Consider the following 21,890-nt stretch of genomic DNA (forward strand, 5'->3'; position numbering starts at 1 on the left):
ATGCAAAATATTCTCAAGTACGGTTTTTGTATTATTTGCTCGGCTCAATGCTTATCACGCCATCGGCTGAAGCCATGACTTTTACCGGCAGCAGGGCGGGCAGGGCATTGAGTAAGGCGTCTGGATCATTCACATCGAGATTGCCCGAGACCTTCAGGTGTGCCACTGCATTGCTCACCTGCAACGGTGCCTGCGGGCGGTAAAGGCTCAGTTCATCGATCAGGCTGGCCAGCTCGCGGTTGCGGAACGACAGGTGTCCACTGCGCCAGTCGGCCACGTCTTCGGACGTGAGGGGTTGTTGCTGCACGGTGCCCTTGGCGTAGTGGTAGATGGCGCGTTGCTGGGCGCCGAGCAAGGTGACGGCGTTTTTGGCGTCCGGCTCGAAGGCGACCTGGCCATGGGCGACGCTGACCACCAGTTGCTGCGGGCTGCGGCGCACATCAAAAGCCGTGCCCACCACCCGCACATTCGCTTCGCCGGCTTGTACGAACAACGGCCGTTCCTTGTCAGCAGCGACCTCGATATACAACTGGCCCTTGTCCAAATGGATGATGCGTTGGTAGGCGGTGAAGTCGACGCGCAAGCGGGTGTTGGCATTCACATACAAGGTGCTGCCATCGGGCAGGTCCAGGGTACGCACGCCCTTGGCGTGGGCCGCGACCTGGCTGTGATACAACTCGCGCGGTGCACCCAGGTGCGTGGCCAGTACGGCACAGAGCACGGCGGCGGCGGCGGCGAGGGCCGGGCGCCACAAGGCTGGTTTGCGCGGGGGCAGCGCCACGGGTTTGCTCCGTTGCTGCAACTGGGCGAGGTCCGCCCACAGCTGCTCGAATTCGGCATAGGCGCGGGCGTGGGCCGGCACGGCTTGCCAGGCGGCAAAAGCCTTGCGGTCGGCGCGCCCCGCATCGCTACGGTTGCGTGCAAACCAACTGGCGGCTTGGGCATCAATGGCGTCGCTCGCTTCGATGTCCAGGGCGTCGATGTCGCTCAGGCGGTTCATTCGGGCTGCTCCGTGCCGAGGTCGGGTTGAAGGCGTCGCTTGCAATGCAGCAGGGCAAAGGCGATGTGCTTTTCCACCATGCTGGTCGAAATGCCCATGCGCTCGGCGATCTGTACCTGGCTCAGGCCTTCGAAGCGGTGCAGCATAAGGGCTTCTCGCCTGCGCGGCGAGAGCTCGGCGAGGACTTCTTTCAACTGTTCCAGGCGTTGCAGGCGTTGTGCGGCGACCATGGGGTCGTTCTGCTCGTCAATGACCGGCTCGGCATCCTTTTCGGCCTGATCGGCGTGGACGGTTTGTCGTACCTTCTGTTTGCGCCAATGATCGCGCAGCAGGTTGCGCGCCATCTGGAACAGAAACGCCCGTGGCTGCTCGACCTTGGCCCGGTCGCGGTAGTCCAGCCACTGAGTAAAGACATCCTGGGTCATGTCGGCCGCGTCGCTGGCGTTGTCCGTGCGTTTGCGCAGGAAATACAGAATGTCTGCATAAAACCCGCGAAAGGCATCGGCCGACAACGGGTCGGGCTTGGGACGAGACATGGATATCCTTCTTGACGAAGCACGACGTGGAAAAGTCGTGAATTCTATCGAGAATCATTATCATTTGTCTCTATTTAAAATGTGGGAGGGGGCTTGTCAGTCAGTTAAGGAGGAACACTCTAACTGTGACGAGCGAGCTTGTTGTGGTGAGCGCGCTTGTCGTGGCGAGCGGGCTTGTTGTGGCGAGCGGGCTTGCCCCGCGTTGGGCTGCGAAGCAGCCCCAATAAGGCCACCGCGTTTATCCACGCATATTGAATCGCCAGGTTTTGGGGCCGCTTCGCAGCCCAACGCGGGGCAAGCCCGCTCGCCACAGGTTACGGTTTGCTCGTTCTATCTCTTAATTGACTGGCACTGGGTCAAGCCCCTCCCTCATTGGATCGCGGCGTCAGCGCAGCAATGTTTTCAGCTGTTCGATTCCGGCTTCGCCCAGCGGGAATACCGGCAAGCGGGGATCACCCACCTCCAACCCGGTCAAGCGCAACCCGGCCTTGATCGTCGCCGGCAACCCGCCCTTGAGGATGAACTCCAGCAACGGCAACTGCCGATAAAACAGTTCGCGCGCCTTGCTCAGGTCATTGGCCAACACTGCCGCATACAAATCCAGGTTCAGTTGCGGGATCAGGTTTGGCGCCGCCGTGCACCAACCCTTGGCCCCGGCCGTGAAGGCTTCCAGTGCCAACGGGTTGCAGCCGTTGTAGAACGGCACGTCGCTGCGCTGGTGCAACTGGTGCATGCGCTGAATATCCCCGGTGCTCTCCTTGACCATGGTGACGTTGGCGACCTGTTTGATAATGCGCAGGATCAAGTCCACCGACATGTCCGTGCCGCTGGTAGCCGGGTTGTTGTAGAGCATGATCGGCAAACCGATGCTGTCGCCAATCGTGGCGTAGTGGGCGAGGATTTCCGCCTCGCTGAGTTTCCAGTACGAGGCCGGCAGCACCATCACCACATCGGCGCCATGGGCCTCGGCGTAACGCGCGCGGCGTACGGCCTTGGCGGTGGTCAGGTCGGACACGCTGACAATCGTGGGCACGCGCCTGTCGACTTTTTGCAGGCTGTAGGCGCTGACTTCGTCCCACTCGGCCTCGCTCAGATAAGCGCCTTCACCGGTGCTGCCCAAAGGCGCGATGGCATGCACGCCGCTGGCGATCAAGCGGTCGATGGAGCGGCCCAGGGCGTCGAGGTCAATGCGTTGGCCGTCGGTGCTGAATGGGGTGATGGTGTAGCCGATGATGCCGTGAATGGTTGGGCTGGACATGGGAGGTCTCCGGTCGAAAAAGGGCAATCAATTCAGGCAGTCGGCGTGCTTGCGCAGGTTCTGCCGGGCGTAGTAATTGAACGCAGCGCCATGACGCTTGGGCTTTGAGATCCAGTCATGGGCCTCGCGTCCCAATGCCGGCAGGATCGGCTTGAGGGTGCCGGCGGCCATCGCCAGCAATTGCAACTTGGCCGCACGCTCGATCAACTGCGCGATCACGCAGGCTTCCTCGATATTTGCCCCGGTCGACAACTGGCCGTGGTGCGAAAGCAAAATCGCGCGCTTGTCAGCCAGTGCCGTGGTGATGATTTCCCCTTCTTCATTGCCCACCGGCACCCCTGGCCAGGCTTCCAGGAACGCGCAGTCCTCGTACAGCGGGCACAGGTCCATATGGGATACCTGCAGCGGCACTTCCAGCATCGACAGGGCGGCGATGTGCGTCGGGTGGGTGTGAATGATGCAGTTCACATCCGGCCTTCCACGGTAGACCCAGGTGTGAAAACGGTTGGCCGGGTTGGGGATGCCGTGGCCTTCCAGCACCTCGAGGTCTTCGTTGACCAGCAGCAGGTTGCTCGCGGTGATTTCGTCAAAGCCCAGGCCCAGTTGCTGGGTGTAATAGGTGCCAGGCGTGGGCCCGCGCGCGGTGATCTGCCCGGCCAGGCCGGAGTCGTGGCCGTATTCGAAGAGGATGCGACATGTGAGCGCCAGCTTTTGCCGGTCGGTCCACGTATTATCCGCCAGGGTGTTTTGCATCTGGATCAGCGCTTGCTTGACCAGTTGGTCTTTGGGGAGTGCTAATGTCTTGGCCATATCGGTGTCCTTTGGGTGGTTCAATGGACGTCGGATTTGCTGGTCCCCCGCTGCTCGCAAGGTCGTTGGGTGAGGCAAATGACACTAAAGATGCTATATGACACTTTGTGTCATTAGCAAGCACAGCTCTTCGCTTTCTGCATGGATTAACCGCAGCGCATGTCTATCCGTTTGAAATTATTGAGAAAAAAACTCGGCGTGACGTTGGAAAACCTGGCCGAAAAATCCGGGATGACCAAGAGTTATCTGTCGAAAGTCGAGCGCGGGCTCAACACACCGTCGATTGCCGCTGCGTTGAAACTGGCCAAGGCGTTGAACGTGAAAGTGGAAGAACTGTTCAGCGAAGACAGCGTCAGTCTCGACAGCTACAGCCTGGTGCGCTGCCATGAGCGGCCCGACACCGCGCCGGGTTATGCGGTGCTGGCCCATCAGGTCAGTGAACGCAGCCTGTTGCCTTTCATCATTTACCCGCCGGCGGAGTTCACCGACAAGACCTTCAAGGAACACGTGGGGGAGGAATTCCTGTTCGTGCATGAAGGCCAGGTGGAAGTGGACTTCATGAATGAACGGGTGATCCTGGAGCGGGGCGATGCCCTGCATTTCAATGCACAGAAGCCCCATCGGCTTCGCTCGGTGGGGGATGTGCAGGCACAGTTGTTGGTGGTGGTGCACAGCGCTGAAGAGTGACCGCGCTGACGGCTTGAAAGGCGATCAATGTGGGCGGGGGGCCAGCTCCGTCCCATAGGTTGCTCAGCGTTCCACCGGTACCGACAGTGCTGGATGACCCAACGGATGCGTGCGCGCCGCAAAAAACTTCAGCTCCACGCCGCTGCCGTCAAACAACTGCGAATACCGCCGCTTCTGCTGGCGAATGAACCCGTCGCTGCGTCCCGACACCGAGATCGCCAGGGTGGTCGGGCTGGCCTGGCGAATCGCATCCACCAGGTGTTTATCCTGCGGCCCCAGGTCGTGGCCGAAGATGCACAGCGCGCCGGCATGGGTGAGCAACTGCTCATAGCAGAACGACAGGTAATCCGAACTGCGGATGGTCTTGAGCTTCTCCTGCACCTTGCCTTCGCTGACGAACAACGGCACATCGTCCAGGGTCTTGATCGTGTTGTTGATTGCGAAACTGCTGAGCAGGGTGCTGTCGGTGCTCGGCAATTTGCGCGCGGTGCCGTCGAGGTTGCGCACCAGGTGCAGGCCGCCGTGCAGGTAGAGAATGCGCGGTGCATCGGTGCGGGTATTGCGCAGGTCGAAGCTGGCGTCTGCGCTGCGGAACAGGTCGTCGATGCCCGGCGTGTGCAGGATCGCCCAGTAGTTGAGCAGGTCGTAGTTGCTGGTGAAGACCGTGGGGTAGCTGGCCAGCTCGGCGTTGATCGTCGCCAGCGTCGACGGCTGCACCAGGCGCCATGGGATGTGCACGGCGTGGATGGTGTTGATCAGCGCTTCCTTGATTGCGTAATAGCGATTGCGCGGCGCCGCCGAGCTGACGGCCAGGGCCTTGTTGACCCGGCTGGTGGTTTTCAAGGCGCCCAGGGCCTGTTCGAAGCTGCGGGTTTGCAGGGCGTCGAACACACTCAGCTCGGATTGGCTCAGGGGTTTTTCTTCGACGGTGCGGGCGTTTTCGAACAGCGAGTCGTAGGCAAAGTCCTCCCAAATCGCCCGGCTGGCGCCGTTGCCGATCAGAATCCCACTGAAGTCGATGGTGCTGCGCAGCGCGCTCCAGTCTTCAAGGTGGGCATCAATATCCTGGAAATCCTTCATCGCGGTGGGTCTACTCGAAATCGGCTGGACGCAGACTTTATCATGAGCGAGGGTTGATCCTGGTCAAGGTGCACCATGCGCTCTCAGTGGATTCTGTCGGCATAACGCCTCTGAGGATTCGCCATGAGCAGTACCTTCTTCATTCCCGCCGTCAACATCATGGGCACTGATTGCCTCGACGAAGCGATGGTTGCCATCCGCAACTACGGTTTTCGCAAGGCCCTGATCGTCACCGACGCCGGCTTGGCCAAGGCCGGCGTGGCCAGCATGATCGCCGAGAAACTGGCGATGCAGGACATCGACTCGGTCATCTACGATGGCGCCAAGCCCAACCCCAATGTGGAAAACGTCGAGAAAGGCCTGGCGCTGTTGCAGCAAAGTGCCTGCGATTTTGTCGTGTCCCTGGGCGGTGGTTCGCCCCATGACTGCGCCAAGGGTATCGCCCTGTGCGCCACCAACGGCGGGCATATCGGCGACTATGAAGGGGTCGACCAATCCAGCAAGCCGCAACTGCCACTGGTGGCCATCAACACCACCGCCGGCACCGCCAGCGAGATGACCCGGTTCTGCATCATCACCGACGAAACCCGCCACGTGAAAATGGCCATCGTCGACCGCAACGTCACGCCGCTGCTGTCGGTCAACGACCCCTCGCTGATGGTCGGCATGCCCAAGGGGCTTACCGCCGCCACCGGCATGGATGCGTTGACCCACGCCATCGAAGCCTACGTATCCACGGCCGCTACGCCGATCACCGACGCCTGCGCGATCAAGGCCATCGAGCTGATCAGCGCCAACCTGCGCCTGGCCGTACGCGACGGTACTGACAAAGCCGCGCGGGAAAACATGGCGTATGCCCAGTTCCTCGCCGGCATGGCCTTCAACAATGCTTCCCTGGGGTTCGTGCATGCCATGGCTCACCAACTGGGCGGCCTGTACGACCTGCCCCACGGCGTGTGCAACGCGGTGTTGCTGCCCCATGTGCAAAGCTTCAATGCCAGCGTCAGCGCCAAGCGCCTGAGCGATGTCGGCCGTGCACTGGGCGCGGACATCAAGGGGGGCTGTGCGGAAGAGGGCGCCCAGGCTGCCATTGCCGCGATTCGTACATTGGCCCTGGACGTCGAAATCCCAGCGGGCCTGCGTGAGCTGGGGGCCAAGTTGCAGGATATCCCGCTGCTGGCGGCCAATGCGTTGAAGGATGCCTGTGGGCTGACCAACCCACGACGGGCTGATCAGCGTCAGATCGAGGAGATCTTCCGCAGCGCATTCTGATCCTTGCTGTGGTGGGCGGGCTTGCCCTAATGCCGTTCAGTTAAGCGTACATCGCCTTCTGTAGGAGCGAGGGGGGACGCCTAGTTCTTGCTCGCGAAAAACGTCAACGATAACGCGTGTGTCCTGGATGAACGCGGCGCCTGTGAGTTCTTCGCGAGCAAGCTCGCTCCTACACAAAAGCCTTAACTGAATGGCATTAGGGCAAGCCCGCTCGCCACGCCCCCACTCATCATCGTCAGCCACCCTGTGGGCGCGACGAAGTGATTGAGCATCAACGTCTCTACCCGATACGCCTCTCCCCAACCCGCCATATCGTGCTGCAATCCACTCGAAACGCCCTGCAAAATCAACGGTGCGCGGGTGTTGAACACAATGATCGCCCCATCGCCTGAACCTTGCGCCAATGCCGCGTGCAAATTGCGGCTGATGCCGACTGGGGCAAGGAGGGCCGCGCTGCAAGCAAGGGCGGGGTGGTGGTGCGTTTCAAGAACGGACGATTCCTATTTGGGCGCTAAGCTACTGGCAGCACGCTACAAGCTGTTAGTGTATTTGTCTTTAGCGTGCCGTTGATGGCAGGCCATTGAAGGTAAAACCTTATGAGAGTCTTATTATTCGGTGCCACCGGCATGGTCGGCCAGGGCGTCCTCCGTGAGTGCCTGCTGGCCGCGGATGTGCAGGAAGTCGTGGCCGTCGGCCGCACGCCGCTGGCCCAGGAGCACGGCAAGCTGCATCAGGTGTTGCACAGCGACATGCTGGATTTCCAACCCCTGGAAAACCTGTTGCAAGGTTTTGATGCTTGCTTCTTCTGCCTCGGCGTTTCGTCGGCTGGCATGAATGAAACCAAGTACACCCACCTCACCTATGACCTCACCCTTGTCGCCGCCAGTACCCTGGCTCGGCTTAATCCGCAGATGACCTTTATCTACGTGTCCGGCGCGGGTACCGACAGTTCCGAGGCGGGCAAGTCGATGTGGGCGCGGGTCAAGGGCAAGACCGAGAACGCCTTGCTGCGCCTGCCGTTCAAGGCGGTGTACCTGTTCCGGCCGGGGGTGATCCAACCGTTGCATGGCGTGCGCTCGAAGACGCCGTTGTACCAGTTGTTCTACACGGTGCTCGGGCCGTTGCTGTCGGTGGTGCGTGGGATCAAGCCGGGCTGGGTGGTCAGCACCGAGACCGTGGGGCGGGCGATGCTGGCGGCGGTGCGTAACGGCGCGCCGCAAGCGGTGGTGGAACAGGCCGAGATCAATCGACTGGCTCGCGATACACCCTGAGCCCTGTGCACCCGTGCGGATCAGCCTGCCGTCGCCAGTGTGCGGGCGGGTGTGGCACTGAACTGGATCAACGCCACGCCGCCTATCAACAAGAGCGCTCCCAGCACCCGGGGCGTGGTCAGTTGCCGTTCTACCAGGCCAAACAGGCCGAAGTGATCCAGCAGCAGCGACGCTAGAATCTGCCCGGCCATGGCCAGGGCGATAAACCCCGATGCACCCAGCTTGGGCAGCAGTATCAGTGCCAGCGAGATAAAGCACACACCCAATGCGCCACCGGCCCACATCCACAGCGGTGCCTTGCTGATAAACGCCAGGTTCGGCAACGGCAGGCGCAGTGCGACGATCACCGGCAGCAGCACGATAATGCTCACCAGCAACGACGCCAGCGTCGCCCACAGTGGGTGGCCGAGACCGCGACCGAGGTTGGCATTGATCGCACTTTGAAACGGCACCACCGCCCCGGCGATCACCGCCAATAGCAACAAACCAGCCCAATGCAACGTCGTCATGTCGAATCTCCCAGAGGTTTTGCTGGACTCTAGGCTATTCGTCACGCAAATTTAAATTCCAATTCCTTATGCCAGGCATGCAGCTGATGAATGATCTACGGCGCATCGACCTCAACCTGTTGGTGATCCTCGACGCCTTGCTTGCCGAGCAGCACGTCACCCGTGCGGCGGCGCGCCTGCACCTGAGCCAGCCGGCGGTCAGCCATGCGTTGGCGCGCTTGCGTGATGTGCTCGGTGATCCCTTGCTGGTGCGCCAGGGAGGCACGTTGGTGCCGACTGCCCGCGCGCTGGAATTGGCGACTCCGTTGGCCGAGGCCCTGGCCCAGGTGCAGGCACTGCTGGCACCGAATCAGTTTGACCCGGCCTCGGCCAAGCGTCGGTTTCGCGTGGCGATGTCGGACTACAGCGCGGCGATTTTCCTACCGGGGCTGGTGCGAACCTTGCGTCACGAAGCGCCGGGTATCGACCTGCAGATTGTCCAGGCCAGCCGCGAAGGCATGGTGGAGGGCGTGCTCAATGGCGACCTCGACCTGGCCGCTGGTGTGTTCCCCGATATGCCCGCCGAACTGCGCAGCTCGCCGTTGTTCGAAGAGCATTACACCTGCCTGGTGGACCGCGACAGCCTGCCGGAGGGCGGCATCCTCGACTTGCCTACCTACCTGTCGCGGCCCCATGTGTTGCTGGAAATGCGCGGCAGCGGCACGCCGGAAATCGAGCGCGCGTTGACGGCGATTCGTGAGCGGCGGCATGTGGCGATCAGCCTGCCGCACTGGGGCGTGGCACCGCAGTTGATTCGCGGCACGGACCTGATCCTGACGGTGTCATCGCGGGGGTTGCTCAACATCGACCATCAGCACCTGCTGACCGTGCCGCCGCCGTTTCCTATTCCCTCGTTTGCCTTTGAGCTGGTGTGGCATGGGCGGCGGGGCGGGGATTCGGGGTTGCAGTGGTTGAAAGACCAAATGCAGGGTGTATTGTCCGAAAACCACCGCTAACACGGAAAAAACAACATGCTCACCGGCCTCAACCACCTGACCCTGGCCGTCACCGATCTGCCTCGCAGCGTCAGCTTCTACCATGGGCTGTTGCAACTGAAGCTCGAGGCCACCTGGGACAGCGGCGCCTATTTGTCATTGCCGGGCCTATGGCTCTGTTTGTCCCTCGATCCTTTACGCGACTCGAATCCGACGGCCGACTACACCCACGCTGCGTTTACCGTCGCAGCGTCAAATTTCACCGCATTGGTCGAGCGCCTGTGCGCCGCCAACGTACAGGCGTGGCGCGACAACCGCAGCGAAGGCGCCTCGTTCTATTTTCTCGACCCCGACGGCCACAAGCTTGAAGCCCATGTGGGCGACCTGGCCTCGCGCCTGCAAGCCTGCCGCGACAAACCCTATGTCGGCATGAAGTTTTACCCTTAGTACTGGAACGTGCAGAATCCAGCCACCTCCACATCCTCTGTCAGAGTCGCGCCCATGACCCTTTCCTTGCTGTTCGCTGTGCTCGCTTCGGGTTTTATCTACGGGATTACGCCGGGGCCGGGGGTACTGGCCGTATTCGGCATCGGCGCCGCCCGTGGTCGTCGGGCCGGGGCGGGGTTCCTCTGCGGGCACCTGCTGGGCGATGTGCTGTGGTGCAGCACCGCGCTGGTGGCGATTGTCGGCGCGCGGGAAGTCGGCAGCAGCGCGTTCGATGTGCTGGGCGTGCTCAGCGGCCTGTACCTGTTCTGGCTCGGCTGGCGCGCGATTCGGACCCAGCGTCGCAACGGCGATGCCCCCCAGGGCGCGGCGCGCCATCCGTTCTGGCACGGTATTGTGTTCGGCCTGACCAACCCCAAGGCTTACCCGGTGGCCGTGGCGACGTTCACTGCGCTGCTCTCCAGCCGTGCCGAGTTGCTGACGTGGTCGATGTTGCCGTCGTTGATCTTCCTGAGCTTCGTCGGTGGCCTGCTGGCCTATGCCATTCTGATCGGTGTGGTGGGTGCCCAACGGGTGCGCACGGTGTATCAACGCCATGAAATCCTGATCACCCGACTGTGCGGCGTGATGTTCATCGGCTTTGCTATAAACGCCCTGGCCCATGCGTTACCGGGGCTGTTTGGCAGCAAACCGGCTTGAGGTGGCGACGACCGTTCGTCGCAACGGCAAGTTTTTTCTAAACCTTTGCCGCCCAGAAAATTCGAATCCAGGGTGGGGTGTATTCCCCCCGCACCTATTTTTGCCCTGGAGGAACCCATCATGAGCCGCATGGCTATCCGGTTACGCACCGCCAGTTTCGCGATGCTGCTGGGCCTCGGCGCCAGCAATGCTTTCGCCCAGTCGCCTGCTGAGTTCATCGAGCAGGCTTCGGCCAAAGGTATGGCCGATATCGAGACCAGTCGCATGGCCCACGCCAAAACCTCGTCCCAGGAAATCAAGGACTACACCATCGAGGTGATCAACGAGCGCACCCTGGCCAACCAACATTTGGCGGCGATTGCCAAGAAGCTCGACTTGCCGGTGGCCCCACGGGAGAAGATCGTCGACAAAGCTGAAACCCTGATGCCCGAACTCAAGGAGGGTGACTCCTTCGACGCCGCCTACACCGCACAACAGGTCAAGGAAAACGAAGAGGCCATCGCCCTGTTCAAGCGCGAAGGCGCCGCGTCCGATGTCCCGGAAATAAAAGCGCTGGTGGATGAAACGCTGCCCAAGCTGGAAGAGCGCCTGCAAAAGGCTCGTGCCCTGGCATCCACCTACGGCAAAGGTCATCAAGGCGATGGTTGAGGCCTTTACTGCTTAGGAAAAACGGCGGTTGGAGCTGATCCAACCGCCGTTTTTCATGCCTGGTTCAAATCGGTCTTGGTGGGGGCCGCATCGTCGGCAGCGTGACCGCAGCTGCTGTTCAGGCTGACGCTGCCGGTTTTGCCAATGCTGCGGTATTCCTGGCGTAGCTTTTCCAGTTCTTTGCGGTCCAGGCCGTCCAGGCTCAACACGGCATTTTGCGCGTCCTTGGACACGCGCAGCAGTTCATCGATCTTGATGTGCAGGATGTCGTTATCGCGGTTTTGCGTGTTTTGGATCAGGAACACCATCAGGAAGGTGATGATGGTGGTCGAGGTATTGATGATCAGTTGCCAGGTGTCGTTGTAGTGGAAATACGGCCCGCTCAGGCTCCACAGGAAAATCAGCGCGACGGCCGCGTAGAACGTCCGGGCACTGCCAGCCCAGCGGGACAGGGATTGTGAGACTGCGGAGAATTTCATGACCGGTTTCCTTAAGGGGAGGTGATGAAGTGATGGACCGCAGCGCAGTGCTGAAATTTCTTTTTACAACTGGTCTCATGAACAAAGGGGACGTTTTTGCCGCGGCGCGTTTCAGAACACCAGTTCGGCCTGGCCGCCGCCTTCCAGCGCGAGCAAGTATTGCTTGGCCTCCAGCCCGCCAGCGAATCCGGTCAGCCCGCCTGACGCGCCGATCACCCGATGGCACGGAGCAATGATCGAGATCGGGTTGCGACCATTGGCGGCTCCCACGGCACGCACGGCTTTCGGGTTGCCAATCTGCTGGGCGATCTGGCTGTAGCTGCGGGTTTCGCCAAAAGGGATCGTCAGCAATGCCTGCCACACCGATTTCTGAAAATCGGTGCCGGTGAAGTCCAGTTCCAGCTCGAACCGGTGACGGCTGCCGGCGAAGTATTCGTGCAATTGGCGCTTGGTTTCCAGCAACACCGGGTTGTGATTGGCCTCATGCAATTCACCCAGGCGTACGCGGTTGGCGCGCTCGCATTCCCACAGGATGGCGCTGAGCTTGCCATTGCGCGCCACCAGGGTGAGCTCGCCGACGGGGGAGGGTATGAGTGTGTATTCGTAGCGCATGAGTGGGCTCCTCGACAGGCGGCGTTAAAAGGTTCAGCGCTACTGTAGCGCCATCGGCTTGCCTGGAAACTGCGCTTCTTGCGGTCAAATTCGCCTTGAGACTAAAAATTCCAGTAAAGCCAGTTGGCGAAATACGGCCACCAGTAGAGTCGCGCGAGCATGTAGAGCGCCATGAGTACTGAGGCGGTGCTCAGCATGACCCATGAAACGGCATTGAGCAGAGTGACTATCAGCGCGAACATCGTCACGCGTCGACTGGCGTGGTGCCAGGCAAACCTTACGCCATAGGCCGACGCTGCAATCACTCCCAGCGCCAGGAACAGGCCAAAGGGAAATGGCAGCCTCACCCATGAGACCAGGAAGGGCAGAACCAGCACCCAACCGACCACCTGGCGCAGTACAGGTTTGGGGGTGGATTGTTCAGGCTCAAGCATTGCGGGTATCTCACTCTCACGGCTAACGGGTTGACAGTATTACGGTGCTCATTTGTGGGTGCATTCAGACTTTGCTGGCGTTGCAGCTACCTCATCGATCACCGCCATAAAGGCCTGGACCGACAGGTTCGACTCCTCCTTGCGCGTCAGCACCAATAACTTTGCACAGGCATCCACCTCCACCAGTGGCCGATACGTCACCCCCTTGTTCATCAAGCTTTGCGTACAGGCCGGCACCAGCGCCACTCCTTGCCCGGCTGCCACCAGCGCAATGATCGAGGTGATCTGCCGCCCGGTCGGCCCCGCGTACAGGGGCACGCCGTGGTGGCGGTACAACTGCTCGATGGACTGGTTCAGCCCCGAGCCGTAATCGGCCGGGAACAGAATCAACGGAAATGCGCTGAGCCGCGCCAGGCTGATTTCGGCCTGGCTGGCCAGCGGGCTGTCACTCGACACCGCTGCCACCAAGCGTTCCTCGCCCAACGACAGCGCTTGCACCGCGTCGTTTTGCGGCAACAGCCGGCTCAAGCCAATATCCAGCCGCCCGTCGGCCACTTGCGCACCAAGGCTGCCGGAGGCGCATTCCACCAGGGTCAGTTGCACATCGGGAAAGCGCTGGGCAAAGGCCTGGATCGCTTGGCTGAACAGGTCCGACAGGGCGATTGAACTCACATAGCCCAACGCCAGTTGCCCGGCCGTGCCCGCAGCCAATTTAGTGGCGATCACTTGTGCCAACTCAACCTGTTCCAACACGCCACGGGCGTAGGGCAGGAACGAGCGGCCCTGGGCGGTGAGCGTCACCGTGCGGCTGGTGCGATCGAACAGCTTGAAGCCCAACTCTGCCTCCAGCGCTGAAATCTGCCGGGTCAACGGCGGCTGGGCGAGGTGCAGGCGCAGGGCGGCGCGGCCGAAGTGCAATTCTTCGGCGACCGTCAGAAAGTAACGCAGCTTGCGTAGGTCGAGCATCCTGGTCCTTGGGTATTGATCGGTCGGAAAACGGTATTGGTCACGATCATGCCGCTCATTCTATAAAAGCGTCACAAAATAAAACGAGAGCTTTCATGAAACCGCGCCTGCATTGTGCCCGCCTTGCCCTGTTCCTGTGTGGCTGCGCGGCGTTTCTCAACCTCTATGCGACCCAGAGCATTCTCCAGACGTTTGCCGAGTACTTTCATATCAGCGCCAAGGTCGCGGGCTGGAGCATTACCGTCACCACCCTGGCGGTGGCCGTCACGGCGCCGTTTGTCAGCCGTCTGACCGGGCGCTTCGAACAGCGCACGGTGATCGCCGTGGCTGCGCTGCTGTTGGCGGTGCCGGCGTTGATGACGGCCTATGCAGACAGCTTCGCCGAAGTGCTGGTGTGGCGCTTGATCGAAGGCATGTTGATTCCGGTGGTGTTCGCCACCAGCGTGGCCTACATCGGCGATCGCTGGCAGGGCGGCACGGTGACTGAAGTCACCAGCTTGTATGTTGCAGGCACCGTATTGGGTGGGTTCGCCGGGCGCTTCGTCACCGGCGTGATGACCGAATATGTAGGCTGGCGCGAAGCCTTTGAGTTGCTCGCGGTGCTGAGCTTGATGGTCGGCGGTTTTATCCAGTTTTTGTTGCCGGCCAACAACCGGCCACGCACCGAGCAGGCTAAAGGCTCTTCGTCAGGTGGGTTTCGCCGGCCGTTGCTGGCCGCTTATGCCGTAGGTTTCTGCGTGTTGTTTTCGCAAGTCGCGGCGTTTACCTACGCAGGTTTGTACTTGGGCCTGCCGCCATTCAACCTTGGGCCGGCGGCGTTGGGGACGCTTTACATGGTCTTTCTGCTGGCCCTGTTCGTGATCCCCATCGCCGGGCGCCTCAGCAAAGCTCGCCCTCACGCCGAACTGCTCAGTGTCGCTGCCATGCTGGGTGTCAGTGGCTCGGCCCTGACCCTGCTGCCGTCCCTGTGGTGCATCGTAGTGGGCCTGGCGCTCAGTTCCACCGGCGTGTTCTTGGCCCAGGCTGCCGCCAATGCGTTTATCACCGCCACCGCGCGCTATAACAAGACGGGCGCTGTCGGGGTGTATCTCACCTGTTATTACCTGGGCGGCAGTTGCGGCGCCATCGTCCCGGCGCTGATCTGGGATCGCTGGGGCTGGGGCGGCTGCGTGGTGCTGATCATCGCTTTCCAATTGCTGACCTTGTTGATCGCCTTGACCGGCTGGAAGCCCCTTAAACCTGAGCTGATTCCTACACCATGAACGACACTGTCGCTTTGCCTGCTTGCGAAACGTCCCGCCGCCGCCGTGCGTTGATCGCCGGTTGCAGCGCCCACGCCGTGCATGATGGCCTGACCGATGTCATCTACGTCCTGTTGCCGATCTGGCAGGCGCAATTTGCCTTGTCCTATGCTCAGGTCGGCCTGTTACGCGGTGCCTACTCCGGGGCGATGGCCGTGTGTCAACTCATGGCCAGCCGCGCCGCCAAACGTTGGGGGCGGTTACCGATGCTGATCGGCGGTACCGCGCTCGCGGGCGTCGCTTATTTGCTGGTGGGCCAAGCCACCGGGTTGACGCTCTTGTTGCTCGCGCTGCTCCTCGGTGGGCTCGGCGCCAGTACTCAACATCCATTGGCTTCCTCGATGATCACCGATGCCTATGAAGAGGGCGGCGGGGTCAAGCAGGCCCTGTCGCAGTACAACTTCTCTGGCGATATCGGCAAAACCCTGATCCCCGGCCTGGTCGGCTTACTGCTCACCGTGGTCAGTTGGCAGGCCAGCGCCACCGCTCTGGGGCTGCTCGGCCTGGCGGCCGCGGGACTGCTGTGGTGGCTTATCCCCACCCAGGTATCCGCGTCCACGGTCACGAAAAAAGCCAAGCCCCTCAGCGGCAACGGCTCTGCCACCGGCCTGCGCGCGCTGATCCTCATGGGCACCCTCGACAGCGCTGTGCGCATGGGTTTCCTCACCTTCCTGCCGTTTCTGCTGCAAGCCAAAGGCGCCGGTACCGCCGGCATCGGCCTGGCCCTGACCCTGCTGTTCATCGGCGGCGCCTTTGGCAAGCTGCTCTGCGGCTACCTCGGTGTACGCATCGGCATGATGACGACCGTGTGGATCACCGAAGCCAGCACCGCGCTGCTGATTGTCGCGGCGGTGTATCTGCCGCTGAGCGGGTTGATGGTGATGTTGCCGCTGCTGGGGTTGGTACTGAATGGCACCTCCTCGGTGCTGTACGGCGCCGTGCCCGACCTTGCCGGCGCGGGCCAGCGCGAACAGGCGTTTGCGCTGTTCTACACCGGTACGATTGGGGGTGGCGCGCTGGCGCCGGTGGCGTTTGGCGCAGTGGGGGATGCGCTGGGCGTGCCGGTGGCGGTGATGGTGTTGGCGGGGATGTTGTGTGTGACGTTGCCGTTGGCGTGGGTGGTGCAGAGGGGCGGTGTTGAGGTTTAAAAGGCTCACTCTCCAGTACTTGGCATTTTTTGCTTAAATGCCACGGAGTCGAACGGCTGAGGTTCTCGACTGGACTCACCCATCGCCAGTTCTGCCCGAATTTTCTCACGGGCTTTGGCCGCAAAACCGGCAGCCCTTAGGCGCTCTGATTTATCACCCTCTGCAATAACCTGAGAAAGGTATTCGTGGATGGCTTCCTCGCTGTCGAGCAGGTCAACAAGATCGAAAGCGGTCAATGGCTGAGTCATGATTAAACCTGCGTATGCATTTTTGGTGGGGTGGGGCTATCGAGAATGATGTGGGTGGTAGATTGAATTCAAACGGTCTTCAACGGCTATTTGTTGCCAAAAGCTTCAATTTCTTCACGCTTTGAGCATGGGTTTTAACCTTGCGGCATTGCCTACATAACGATCAGACTCGTCCGAGTTGTGCGCCTTGGGCGACCTCTTTAAGGTTCGTCAGCCGCTGCCCATCAGCGGTCGGGTTTAGTAGCCCGATACGATCAACGGCGTACAGCTGCTCTTATGGTGGCTGCACGCAGGGCGTCTTCGGGCGCGCCGGTTTCGTTGATTCGCCGGTCTACTAACCTGCGTACAGCCGCCACCCATTGTTTAGTAGCTCTGGTATGCGGTCCCTAACGAGGATCAACAGATGTGTACTGATTCATGCAACCCTGCCGTAAAACTGTTCAGCGTCCGTCCCGAAATCGACACTCAAGCGCTGCTCGCCAACGCCTACGAAACCATCGCCGGTGCAGGTGCCATGACCCACGAGTTCGTCGAAAGCCTGCCCTCTCAACAGCGCTACCTGGCCCTGGCCATTGAGCAAATGATTGAACTGGGCCTGCTGCTGGTCGAGGCTGTTCAGGACCGCGTGGACCGAGCCGCGTAGGTCACCCGTACGGTGTAAACGGCTTGCCTTCCCAGGCCGCCCATACCACGGGGGAGGGGAGCCAGCATTTAGAGTGTCGCCGCCAGCGAAAACGGAACGCGCAACGCACCAATAGGCCCTTCACGCGTGCCGCACATTTCATCGTGAACGCAGTGTTGCACCAGTACGCAAGGAAACGGCGGAACCCGCTGCAACAGGTCGCGTAAATGCGTGGTGGACCCAATGCGCATCGGCTTGCCGTGATCGTCCAGTAACGTCGCCTCGACGTGCTCCAGCCTGATGCGAGCGATATAGAAACCGCCCTCCAGGGACAGCAACTCCAGCTCACGTATTTCGCCTTTCTCGGCCAGCTCGGTGAGCATTTGCATATTCATGATTTACCCTCGCTCGGGGTTCATTGGCGACGAAAGAACAACGTGACCTGGCCCCACTCGACACCGAACTTGGACATGCTCGAGCGGTTGATCAAGGTGTCCTCGTCCATCAGGTACATCCAATCGTCAAAGCTGACTTCATACACCGAGCCATCCACCGGCAGATTGAGCCGGTAGCGCCAACGCAACGTATTACCCGCTACTTCGCCGATGGCCTCGCCCACCACATCCCCAGCTCGTCCGCGCCAGCGCCCTGGGCCGTCCGGCGTCAGCGTCCACACCCGTTGCTGGCGTGTGCCATCGCTGTACAGGAAGCGCTCATCCAGAATCAACGCGTTGCCCTCGTGCCGGCTGGCAATATTCACCTCAAAGCGCTTGGCCACTTCCCCGGAACGCTTCTGGAAGATGCCCCAGGCTTTCACGGGTTTACTGAAGAAACGCTCCAGATCCAGTTTCGGTTGCTGGTCGGCGTAGTGGTCGACCTCAACGTTGCTGCAACTGCTCACACTCAATGCCAGCAACAGTGAAACCCATAGACGCGTCATGACCAGGCTCCTTGAACGTGCGAGGCGCGATGCCAACGCCCAGGTCTGATACTTGTACATATTTTATTGTTTGTACATGTTTTTGAGTGCGAGAGGGATATTGAAGTTTCGGGCATTGCCTACGCAATCATCGGAAGCGTCGGTGTTGTGCGTGTTGGACGAGGTACTTATGGTTTGCCAGCGACTACCTGCGCTTGACCGCGGCTGTATGCAGGGCATCTGGAACGTGCTGGTATCCGGAAAAAAGCCACCCCGCTTGCCCACCTGCGTGCAGTTGCTAACCCCATGGATCAAATGAGAATGGGTGGAGCAGGCCTTACAAAGCACCAGAGGGGAGAGGAGTGGTGGAAAAAGTCTTATGTGATCGTTTGGTGCAAAGTCTGTGGCAGATGGGCGAAGTCGTTCGAAGTGAACATGGGTGCGTATCGCGTTCTACCTCACTCAATAGGGGCAAGTCCGGGAGACGAGGCCTGAGGATAGGCGTCAAGTCGGATGTGCTAGGATTCACTGATACAGAGGGATGCATCGTGAACAAACCGGTTCAACCAAAAAGCGCGCAGCTGACCGCCGACAAGGTGTCGGCTGCTTTGTCAGACGCCGACGCGGTGGTTGAGCGACATGCCTCGAAAAGCCTGGCAAGTAGTGCGCTCAGTCGCACGAGTGGGCTTAGGACTCGTTCAATGCGTGCTATGCATCTTTCGAATGTGGAACGCGAGTTGGCAGAACTCAAGAAAGTTGTAGCAGCACTGGCTGTGCGCTCTGTCGTCCATGAAGAAATGGCTTTTGATTTGGACCATTACGGCGTCACTGTGCTTGATGTGGGTACCGCACACCAACTGTTGGATACACCACCGGAGCCGACAGAGGCTCTTCAAAAATTGCTCGCCTTGCGCTAAGGCCGCTCAATGGATTTTATTACCGTTGATTTCAACAAGTCGATTGACCGTTCTGCTTTCGATTGTGAAATTCACCCAGCGCTAAACACTTATATCGCCCAACATGCAGGGCAAGACGAAAAACGCAACGTTTCTCGAACCTTCATGTATATCGAAAAGGGTATTTTGCTGGGCTACTACGCTTTGGCCAATGCATCTGTTGCAGTTGACGAATTGAATGAAGACCAAAAAAGAAGAATGCCCGGATACCCCATGCCGGCGGTGCTTTTGAGTCGCTTGGCGATTGATAAAAGCAGGCAGGGCGTGGGGCTGGGCCAGCGGCTCATGTCTGACTTCTTCAGGCGGGTTTACACGGTGTCCAAACAGTCGGGCGTAGCATTTGTCGTCGTCGATGCGAAAGATCAGAGGGCTGCGAGTTATTACCAGGCTAAGTTGGGTTTCGTGGCGTCAACGAATAACCCCAGGCGTCTGATATTGTCCACGGCAACTCTGATAAAAGGATTCCGAGCTCTGGCTTGAGCTGCTGGTGAGCAGGAAGAATAAGCAGGGGCGTTCCCCAATAAAAAGCTGATTCTGGAAAACCCATAAAAAAACCGGTCACCAAGGACCGGTTTTTTATGCATCCCCCGCCAAAACCCTGCTGGCGTGGAATCTATGTCTGAGTGGAGCGGGTGAAGGGAATCGAACCCTCGTTATCAGCTTGGGAAGCTGGAGTAATGCCATTATACGACACCCGCTCAGAGCGGCTGACTTTGTACCAGATGTGCGCCTGGATTTGAAGTTTTTCTTCGAAAAATGTGCAAGTTGCAGGCACTTGCCCTGGCGACGAACGGAGCCGATGTAGGAGCGAGCTTGCTCGCGAAGAACTCAAGAGCGCCGCGTTCAACCAGGGAGCGCACGTCATCGTTGGCGATCTTCGCGAGCAAGAACTAGGCGTCCCCCTCGCTCCTGCACGGTATTTCAGAGAGCAAAGGCATGCTGCGTCTGGCCTTGGTGATAACGCAATCGGCCGACCTTGCGCTCAGGTTTCAGGAAGCCCACCACCGCCTTCCGAGTGTCCCGGCACGCCGCCTTGTGCTCCATGTCCAGGAAGTGCCCGGTGGCCTGGATGGTGCTGAAGCTGCTCTTGGCCACGTATTGGCCGAACTGCGTGGCATCCTCGGCGCTGGTGTATTCGTCCCATTCGCCGTTCAGGAACAACACCGGTACGTCGATTTGCCGCGCGGCCTTGAGGTAGCAAAGGCGATCGCTGTGCAGCACCTGGCTGATGTGAAAGTGCATCTGCCCATATTCGTGCTCGGCCAGGCTGCTGACATGCTTGTAGTTGAAACGCTTGAACAGCGACGGCAGGTGTTTACCGATGGTGCTGTTGACCAGGTGACCCACGCGGTCGCGGTCGAGGCTGCCGAGGTAGTCGACGCCACGCTCGAGGTAGTCGCGCATCGGTGCGTTGATCACCGGCGAGAACGAGCTGATCACGGCCTTTTCCACGTGGCGCGGGCGGGCGGCGAGGGCGACCAGGGTGGCGGCTCCGCCCCAGGAAAACGACAGCACATGTTCGGCGGCGAAGTGGTCGATGAGTTCCAGGAGGATCTGGCCTTCAACTTCCTTCGTCAGCATCTGCTCATGACGGTTATGGATTTTGGAACGGCCGGCGTAGGGCTGGTCGTACAAAACCACATTGAACTGCGGGTACAGGCTTTTCACGGTTTGGGCGAAGGATGCCGTGGTGGCCATCGAGCCGTTGACCAGGATGATGGTCTTTTCAGCAGCATCCGCGCGATAGAACTCCGTGTAAACCCGATACTGACCCTGTATATCCAACACAGCGATTTCTGGCCTCATGTCGTAAGACTCCTGGCAAGCGGGTAGGGCGCACAGATCACTCTGCACGAGCTTTGTGACAGGTAGGCATACGCCTGGAAGATGAGGGCCCATGTCGATCCGATGACGGCTGGCCGACGGGTGTTGTTATGGCGGGCTGTTTGCCTGGGAGGCCCGTAGATCAAGCGCGGGCGGGGCAAGGTGTTTCTTGGAGGTTATAGGCGACTCGTCAGTCATAATTTGGCTGACGATTTGATTCAAGCAGTAGACCTGGGATGCCGCAAGTCACACAAATGGGTTTTTGCCATCACCGGCCGAACGGTCGTCAGACCTGTCGGATTTCTTCCTCGGACAGCGTCCGATACTCGCCCGGCGCCAGGGCTGCATCCAGTACCAATGGGCCCATTCGCTCACGGTGCAGGCCGACCACTTTGTTGTTGAAGTGCCCGAACATGCGCTTCACCTGGTGGTAGCGGCCTTCGATGATGCTCAATCGTGCCAGGCGTGGCCCCAACAGCTCCAGCTCGGCCGGTTGAGTCGTCAGGTCTTCAAACGCGAAATACACGCCTGCCGCAAAGGTTGCCGCGTATTCGGGGCCGATGGCCTGCTCCGTCTCTACCCGATAGACCTTGGGCAGCTTGGTCTGCGGTTGCGTCAGGCGCCGCGACCACTGGCCGTCGTTGGTGATCAGCATCAGGCCGGTGGTGTTGAAATCCAGACGACCGGCGATATGCAGCTCGCTTTTGTCCGGTTCATCCAGCCAGTCGAGGACCGTCGGGTGTTGCGGGTCCGAGGTGGCGCTGACGCAGCCCTGGGGTTTGTGCAGCATGAAATAGCGCGCCGGTTTGCCTGTCTGTAGCACCTCATCGTCAACACACACACGGCTGAATTCGCGTACTTCATGGTGAGGGTCACTGACTGCCACGCCATCTACCGTCACCCGCCGCTCGACCAGTAACACGCGCACTTGCTGGCGATTGAAACGCGGCAGGTTGCTGAGGAAACGGTCAACGCGCATGGCGAAGCTGCTCATCCACCTGAGCGCAGCGCGGGCACAGGCAGGCCTGGTTGCGCACGTCATCGGGCAGCGCTTCAAGCACCGCCGGGTCGATGGTGACGCTGTAGCACCAGCAAGGCTGGTCGGCGGTGCGTGGGTCGGCCAGGGTGCAATCGTTGCGGGCACCACAGGCGGGGCAAAGGGTTGGCGTGGTCATGGTCGGTGGGGGCAGGGC

28 protein-coding genes and 1 tRNA gene are annotated in these 21,890 nt (G+C 60.2%); 12 read left to right on the forward strand and 17 right to left on the reverse strand.

Going from position 1 to position 21,890, the window contains the following annotated elements; genetic code table 11:
* Positions 1-31: 31 nt before the first annotated feature.
* The 4 genes from AB7933_RS08750 to AB7933_RS08765 all read right to left on the reverse strand — a co-directional run bounded on the left by AB7933_RS08750 (position 32) and on the right by AB7933_RS08765 (position 3,604).
* A complete protein-coding gene (locus AB7933_RS08750; RefSeq protein WP_024073940.1) occupies positions 32-1,000 on the reverse strand; it encodes a FecR family protein in 969 nt (322 codons plus the stop codon).
* Complete coding sequence (locus tag AB7933_RS08755) at positions 997-1,536, reverse strand: RNA polymerase sigma factor (protein ID WP_024073941.1); 540 nt, start codon at positions 1,534-1,536, stop codon at positions 997-999. The genes AB7933_RS08750 and AB7933_RS08755 overlap by 4 nt, the downstream gene beginning before the upstream one ends.
* Positions 1,537-1,921: 385 nt before the next feature.
* Positions 1,922-2,794: a dihydrodipicolinate synthase family protein gene (locus AB7933_RS08760; RefSeq protein WP_024073942.1), complete on the reverse strand. Its 873-nt coding sequence runs from the start codon at positions 2,792-2,794 to the stop codon at positions 1,922-1,924.
* 27 nt (positions 2,795-2,821) lie between these two features.
* Complete coding sequence (locus AB7933_RS08765) at positions 2,822-3,604, reverse strand: aldolase (RefSeq protein ID WP_024073943.1); 783 nt, start codon at positions 3,602-3,604, stop codon at positions 2,822-2,824.
* Positions 3,605-3,763: 159 nt separating this feature from the next.
* Between AB7933_RS08765 and AB7933_RS08770 the strand changes: the two genes are divergently transcribed.
* On the forward strand, positions 3,764-4,291 hold the full coding sequence (locus tag AB7933_RS08770; RefSeq protein ID WP_024073944.1) for a helix-turn-helix domain-containing protein: 528 nt from the start codon (positions 3,764-3,766) through the stop codon (positions 4,289-4,291).
* 63 nt (positions 4,292-4,354) lie between these two features.
* Here AB7933_RS08770 and AB7933_RS08775 read toward each other — a convergent pair whose 3' ends face one another.
* The gene (locus AB7933_RS08775) at positions 4,355-5,371 is read right to left on the reverse strand and encodes a DUF4917 family protein (RefSeq protein WP_024073945.1); all 1,017 of its coding nucleotides are present in this window, start codon (positions 5,369-5,371) and stop codon (positions 4,355-4,357) included.
* 123 nt (positions 5,372-5,494) lie between these two features.
* Between AB7933_RS08775 and yiaY the strand changes: the two genes are divergently transcribed.
* Together yiaY and AB7933_RS08785 are read left to right on the forward strand one after the other, a co-directional pair.
* A complete protein-coding gene (gene yiaY, locus AB7933_RS08780) occupies positions 5,495-6,643 on the forward strand; it encodes an L-threonine dehydrogenase (RefSeq protein ID WP_024073946.1) in 1,149 nt (382 codons plus the stop codon).
* A gap of 596 nt (positions 6,644-7,239) precedes the next feature.
* Positions 7,240-7,914, forward strand: a complete 675-nt coding sequence (locus tag AB7933_RS08785) for an NAD(P)H-binding protein (RefSeq protein WP_024073948.1) — start codon at positions 7,240-7,242, stop codon at positions 7,912-7,914.
* Positions 7,915-7,934: 20 nt separating this feature from the next.
* On the opposite strand, the gene AB7933_RS08790 is transcribed toward AB7933_RS08785, so the two are convergent.
* Positions 7,935-8,423, reverse strand: a complete 489-nt coding sequence (locus tag AB7933_RS08790) for a DMT family transporter (RefSeq protein ID WP_024073949.1) — start codon at positions 8,421-8,423, stop codon at positions 7,935-7,937.
* Positions 8,424-8,500: 77 nt separating this feature from the next.
* Here AB7933_RS08790 and AB7933_RS08795 point away from each other — a divergent pair, with 77 nt between their 5' ends.
* The 4 genes from AB7933_RS08795 to AB7933_RS08810 all read left to right on the forward strand — a co-directional run bounded on the left by AB7933_RS08795 (position 8,501) and on the right by AB7933_RS08810 (position 11,188).
* A complete protein-coding gene (locus AB7933_RS08795) occupies positions 8,501-9,418 on the forward strand; it encodes a LysR family transcriptional regulator (RefSeq protein WP_375156320.1) in 918 nt (305 codons plus the stop codon).
* A gap of 15 nt (positions 9,419-9,433) precedes the next feature.
* Entirely contained in the window at positions 9,434-9,844 is a 411-nt protein-coding gene (fos, locus tag AB7933_RS08800) for a fosfomycin resistance glutathione transferase (RefSeq protein WP_024073951.1), read from the forward strand.
* Positions 9,845-9,898: 54 nt separating this feature from the next.
* A complete protein-coding gene (locus AB7933_RS08805) occupies positions 9,899-10,540 on the forward strand; it encodes a LysE family translocator (RefSeq protein WP_024073952.1) in 642 nt (213 codons plus the stop codon).
* Between the two features lie 120 nt (positions 10,541-10,660).
* Positions 10,661-11,188 (forward strand): DUF4142 domain-containing protein, encoded by a 528-nt coding sequence (locus AB7933_RS08810; protein ID WP_024073953.1) that lies wholly within the window; start codon positions 10,661-10,663, stop codon positions 11,186-11,188.
* Between the two features lie 53 nt (positions 11,189-11,241).
* Here AB7933_RS08810 and AB7933_RS08815 read toward each other — a convergent pair whose 3' ends face one another.
* The 4 genes from AB7933_RS08815 to AB7933_RS08830 form a co-directional block, all read right to left on the reverse strand.
* A complete protein-coding gene (locus AB7933_RS08815) occupies positions 11,242-11,667 on the reverse strand; it encodes a low affinity iron permease family protein (RefSeq protein ID WP_024073954.1) in 426 nt (141 codons plus the stop codon).
* 111 nt (positions 11,668-11,778) lie between these two features.
* Complete coding sequence (locus AB7933_RS08820) at positions 11,779-12,279, reverse strand: methylated-DNA--[protein]-cysteine S-methyltransferase (protein WP_024073955.1); 501 nt, start codon at positions 12,277-12,279, stop codon at positions 11,779-11,781.
* Positions 12,280-12,380: 101 nt separating this feature from the next.
* Positions 12,381-12,713, reverse strand: coding sequence for a hypothetical protein (locus tag AB7933_RS08825; protein ID WP_024073956.1), 333 nt, complete (start codon positions 12,711-12,713; stop codon positions 12,381-12,383).
* Between the two features lie 48 nt (positions 12,714-12,761).
* Positions 12,762-13,679, reverse strand: a complete 918-nt coding sequence (locus AB7933_RS08830; RefSeq protein ID WP_024073957.1) for a LysR family transcriptional regulator — start codon at positions 13,677-13,679, stop codon at positions 12,762-12,764.
* 95 nt (positions 13,680-13,774) lie between these two features.
* Between AB7933_RS08830 and AB7933_RS08835 the strand changes: the two genes are divergently transcribed.
* Together AB7933_RS08835 and AB7933_RS08840 are read left to right on the forward strand one after the other, a co-directional pair.
* A complete protein-coding gene (locus AB7933_RS08835; protein ID WP_024073958.1) occupies positions 13,775-14,941 on the forward strand; it encodes an MFS transporter in 1,167 nt (388 codons plus the stop codon).
* Entirely contained in the window at positions 14,938-16,128 is a 1,191-nt protein-coding gene (locus AB7933_RS08840; protein ID WP_024073959.1) for an MFS transporter, read from the forward strand. The genes AB7933_RS08835 and AB7933_RS08840 overlap by 4 nt, the downstream gene beginning before the upstream one ends.
* A 5-nt stretch (positions 16,129-16,133) precedes the next feature.
* Here AB7933_RS08840 and AB7933_RS08845 read toward each other — a convergent pair whose 3' ends face one another.
* Entirely contained in the window at positions 16,134-16,376 is a 243-nt protein-coding gene (locus tag AB7933_RS08845) for a hypothetical protein (RefSeq protein WP_024073960.1), read from the reverse strand.
* 403 nt (positions 16,377-16,779) lie between these two features.
* Between AB7933_RS08845 and AB7933_RS08850 the strand changes: the two genes are divergently transcribed.
* Positions 16,780-17,019, forward strand: a complete 240-nt coding sequence (locus AB7933_RS08850) for a DUF6124 family protein (protein WP_024073961.1) — start codon at positions 16,780-16,782, stop codon at positions 17,017-17,019.
* A 68-nt stretch (positions 17,020-17,087) separates the two neighbouring features.
* On the opposite strand, the gene AB7933_RS08855 is transcribed toward AB7933_RS08850, so the two are convergent.
* Both AB7933_RS08855 and AB7933_RS08860 read right to left on the reverse strand, forming a co-directional pair.
* Positions 17,088-17,393 (reverse strand): DUF6482 family protein, encoded by a 306-nt coding sequence (locus AB7933_RS08855; protein WP_024073962.1) that lies wholly within the window; start codon positions 17,391-17,393, stop codon positions 17,088-17,090.
* Between the two features lie 20 nt (positions 17,394-17,413).
* A complete protein-coding gene (locus tag AB7933_RS08860) occupies positions 17,414-17,938 on the reverse strand; it encodes a DUF3833 domain-containing protein (protein WP_024073963.1) in 525 nt (174 codons plus the stop codon).
* Between the two features lie 527 nt (positions 17,939-18,465).
* Between AB7933_RS08860 and AB7933_RS08865 the strand changes: the two genes are divergently transcribed.
* Together AB7933_RS08865 and AB7933_RS08870 are read left to right on the forward strand one after the other, a co-directional pair.
* Positions 18,466-18,834 carry a hypothetical protein gene (locus AB7933_RS08865; protein ID WP_143036937.1) on the forward strand — a complete coding sequence of 123 codons (369 nt, stop codon included), beginning with the start codon at positions 18,466-18,468 and terminating at the stop codon, positions 18,832-18,834.
* A 9-nt stretch (positions 18,835-18,843) separates the two neighbouring features.
* Positions 18,844-19,353 (forward strand): GNAT family N-acetyltransferase, encoded by a 510-nt coding sequence (locus AB7933_RS08870; protein WP_024073965.1) that lies wholly within the window; start codon positions 18,844-18,846, stop codon positions 19,351-19,353.
* 144 nt (positions 19,354-19,497) lie between these two features.
* Here the strand turns inward: AB7933_RS08870 and AB7933_RS08875 are convergent.
* From AB7933_RS08875 to AB7933_RS08890, 4 genes are all read right to left on the reverse strand, one after another.
* Positions 19,498-19,571 (reverse strand) — tRNA-Gly (locus AB7933_RS08875).
* Between the two features lie 223 nt (positions 19,572-19,794).
* Positions 19,795-20,679 carry an alpha/beta fold hydrolase gene (locus AB7933_RS08880; protein WP_024073966.1) on the reverse strand — a complete coding sequence of 295 codons (885 nt, stop codon included), beginning with the start codon at positions 20,677-20,679 and terminating at the stop codon, positions 19,795-19,797.
* Between the two features lie 304 nt (positions 20,680-20,983).
* Complete coding sequence (locus AB7933_RS08885; RefSeq protein WP_024073967.1) at positions 20,984-21,676, reverse strand: 16S rRNA pseudouridine(516) synthase; 693 nt, start codon at positions 21,674-21,676, stop codon at positions 20,984-20,986.
* The gene (locus tag AB7933_RS08890; RefSeq protein WP_024073968.1) at positions 21,666-21,872 is read right to left on the reverse strand and encodes a cysteine-rich CWC family protein; all 207 of its coding nucleotides are present in this window, start codon (positions 21,870-21,872) and stop codon (positions 21,666-21,668) included. The genes AB7933_RS08885 and AB7933_RS08890 overlap by 11 nt, the downstream gene beginning before the upstream one ends.
* Positions 21,873-21,890 lie beyond the last annotated feature (18 nt).

This window comes from Pseudomonas gorinensis, assembly GCF_042015035.1.
In the GTDB taxonomy this organism is placed as follows: domain Bacteria; phylum Pseudomonadota; class Gammaproteobacteria; order Pseudomonadales; family Pseudomonadaceae; genus Aquipseudomonas; species Aquipseudomonas gorinensis.

Excerpts from the sequence above, each read along its gene's own strand:
- AB7933_RS08750 (WP_024073940.1), bottom strand. The coding sequence starts at position 1,000 with ATGAACCGCCTGAGCGACATCGACGCCCTGGACATCGAAGCGAGCGAC.
- AB7933_RS08755 (WP_024073941.1), bottom strand. The coding sequence starts at position 1,536 with ATGTCTCGTCCCAAGCCCGACCCGTTGTCGGCCGATGCCTTTCGCGGG.
- AB7933_RS08760 (WP_024073942.1), bottom strand. The coding sequence starts at position 2,794 with ATGTCCAGCCCAACCATTCACGGCATCATCGGCTACACCATCACCCCA.
- AB7933_RS08765 (WP_024073943.1), bottom strand. The coding sequence starts at position 3,604 with ATGGCCAAGACATTAGCACTCCCCAAAGACCAACTGGTCAAGCAAGCG.
- AB7933_RS08770 (WP_024073944.1), top strand. The coding sequence starts at position 3,764 with ATGTCTATCCGTTTGAAATTATTGAGAAAAAAACTCGGCGTGACGTTG.
- AB7933_RS08775 (WP_024073945.1), bottom strand. The coding sequence starts at position 5,371 with ATGAAGGATTTCCAGGATATTGATGCCCACCTTGAAGACTGGAGCGCG.
- yiaY (WP_024073946.1), top strand. The coding sequence starts at position 5,495 with ATGAGCAGTACCTTCTTCATTCCCGCCGTCAACATCATGGGCACTGAT.
- AB7933_RS08785 (WP_024073948.1), top strand. The coding sequence starts at position 7,240 with ATGAGAGTCTTATTATTCGGTGCCACCGGCATGGTCGGCCAGGGCGTC.
- AB7933_RS08790 (WP_024073949.1), bottom strand. The coding sequence starts at position 8,423 with ATGACGACGTTGCATTGGGCTGGTTTGTTGCTATTGGCGGTGATCGCC.
- AB7933_RS08795 (WP_375156320.1), top strand. The coding sequence starts at position 8,501 with ATGCAGCTGATGAATGATCTACGGCGCATCGACCTCAACCTGTTGGTG.
- fos (WP_024073951.1), top strand. The coding sequence starts at position 9,434 with ATGCTCACCGGCCTCAACCACCTGACCCTGGCCGTCACCGATCTGCCT.
- AB7933_RS08805 (WP_024073952.1), top strand. The coding sequence starts at position 9,899 with ATGACCCTTTCCTTGCTGTTCGCTGTGCTCGCTTCGGGTTTTATCTAC.
- AB7933_RS08810 (WP_024073953.1), top strand. The coding sequence starts at position 10,661 with ATGAGCCGCATGGCTATCCGGTTACGCACCGCCAGTTTCGCGATGCTG.
- AB7933_RS08815 (WP_024073954.1), bottom strand. The coding sequence starts at position 11,667 with ATGAAATTCTCCGCAGTCTCACAATCCCTGTCCCGCTGGGCTGGCAGT.
- AB7933_RS08820 (WP_024073955.1), bottom strand. The coding sequence starts at position 12,279 with ATGCGCTACGAATACACACTCATACCCTCCCCCGTCGGCGAGCTCACC.
- AB7933_RS08825 (WP_024073956.1), bottom strand. The coding sequence starts at position 12,713 with ATGCTTGAGCCTGAACAATCCACCCCCAAACCTGTACTGCGCCAGGTG.
- AB7933_RS08830 (WP_024073957.1), bottom strand. The coding sequence starts at position 13,679 with ATGCTCGACCTACGCAAGCTGCGTTACTTTCTGACGGTCGCCGAAGAA.
- AB7933_RS08835 (WP_024073958.1), top strand. The coding sequence starts at position 13,775 with ATGAAACCGCGCCTGCATTGTGCCCGCCTTGCCCTGTTCCTGTGTGGC.
- AB7933_RS08840 (WP_024073959.1), top strand. The coding sequence starts at position 14,938 with ATGAACGACACTGTCGCTTTGCCTGCTTGCGAAACGTCCCGCCGCCGC.
- AB7933_RS08845 (WP_024073960.1), bottom strand. The coding sequence starts at position 16,376 with ATGACTCAGCCATTGACCGCTTTCGATCTTGTTGACCTGCTCGACAGC.
- AB7933_RS08850 (WP_024073961.1), top strand. The coding sequence starts at position 16,780 with ATGTGTACTGATTCATGCAACCCTGCCGTAAAACTGTTCAGCGTCCGT.
- AB7933_RS08855 (WP_024073962.1), bottom strand. The coding sequence starts at position 17,393 with ATGAATATGCAAATGCTCACCGAGCTGGCCGAGAAAGGCGAAATACGT.
- AB7933_RS08860 (WP_024073963.1), bottom strand. The coding sequence starts at position 17,938 with ATGACGCGTCTATGGGTTTCACTGTTGCTGGCATTGAGTGTGAGCAGT.
- AB7933_RS08870 (WP_024073965.1), top strand. The coding sequence starts at position 18,844 with ATGGATTTTATTACCGTTGATTTCAACAAGTCGATTGACCGTTCTGCT.
- AB7933_RS08880 (WP_024073966.1), bottom strand. The coding sequence starts at position 20,679 with ATGAGGCCAGAAATCGCTGTGTTGGATATACAGGGTCAGTATCGGGTT.
- AB7933_RS08885 (WP_024073967.1), bottom strand. The coding sequence starts at position 21,676 with ATGCGCGTTGACCGTTTCCTCAGCAACCTGCCGCGTTTCAATCGCCAG.
- AB7933_RS08890 (WP_024073968.1), bottom strand. The coding sequence starts at position 21,872 with ATGACCACGCCAACCCTTTGCCCCGCCTGTGGTGCCCGCAACGATTGC.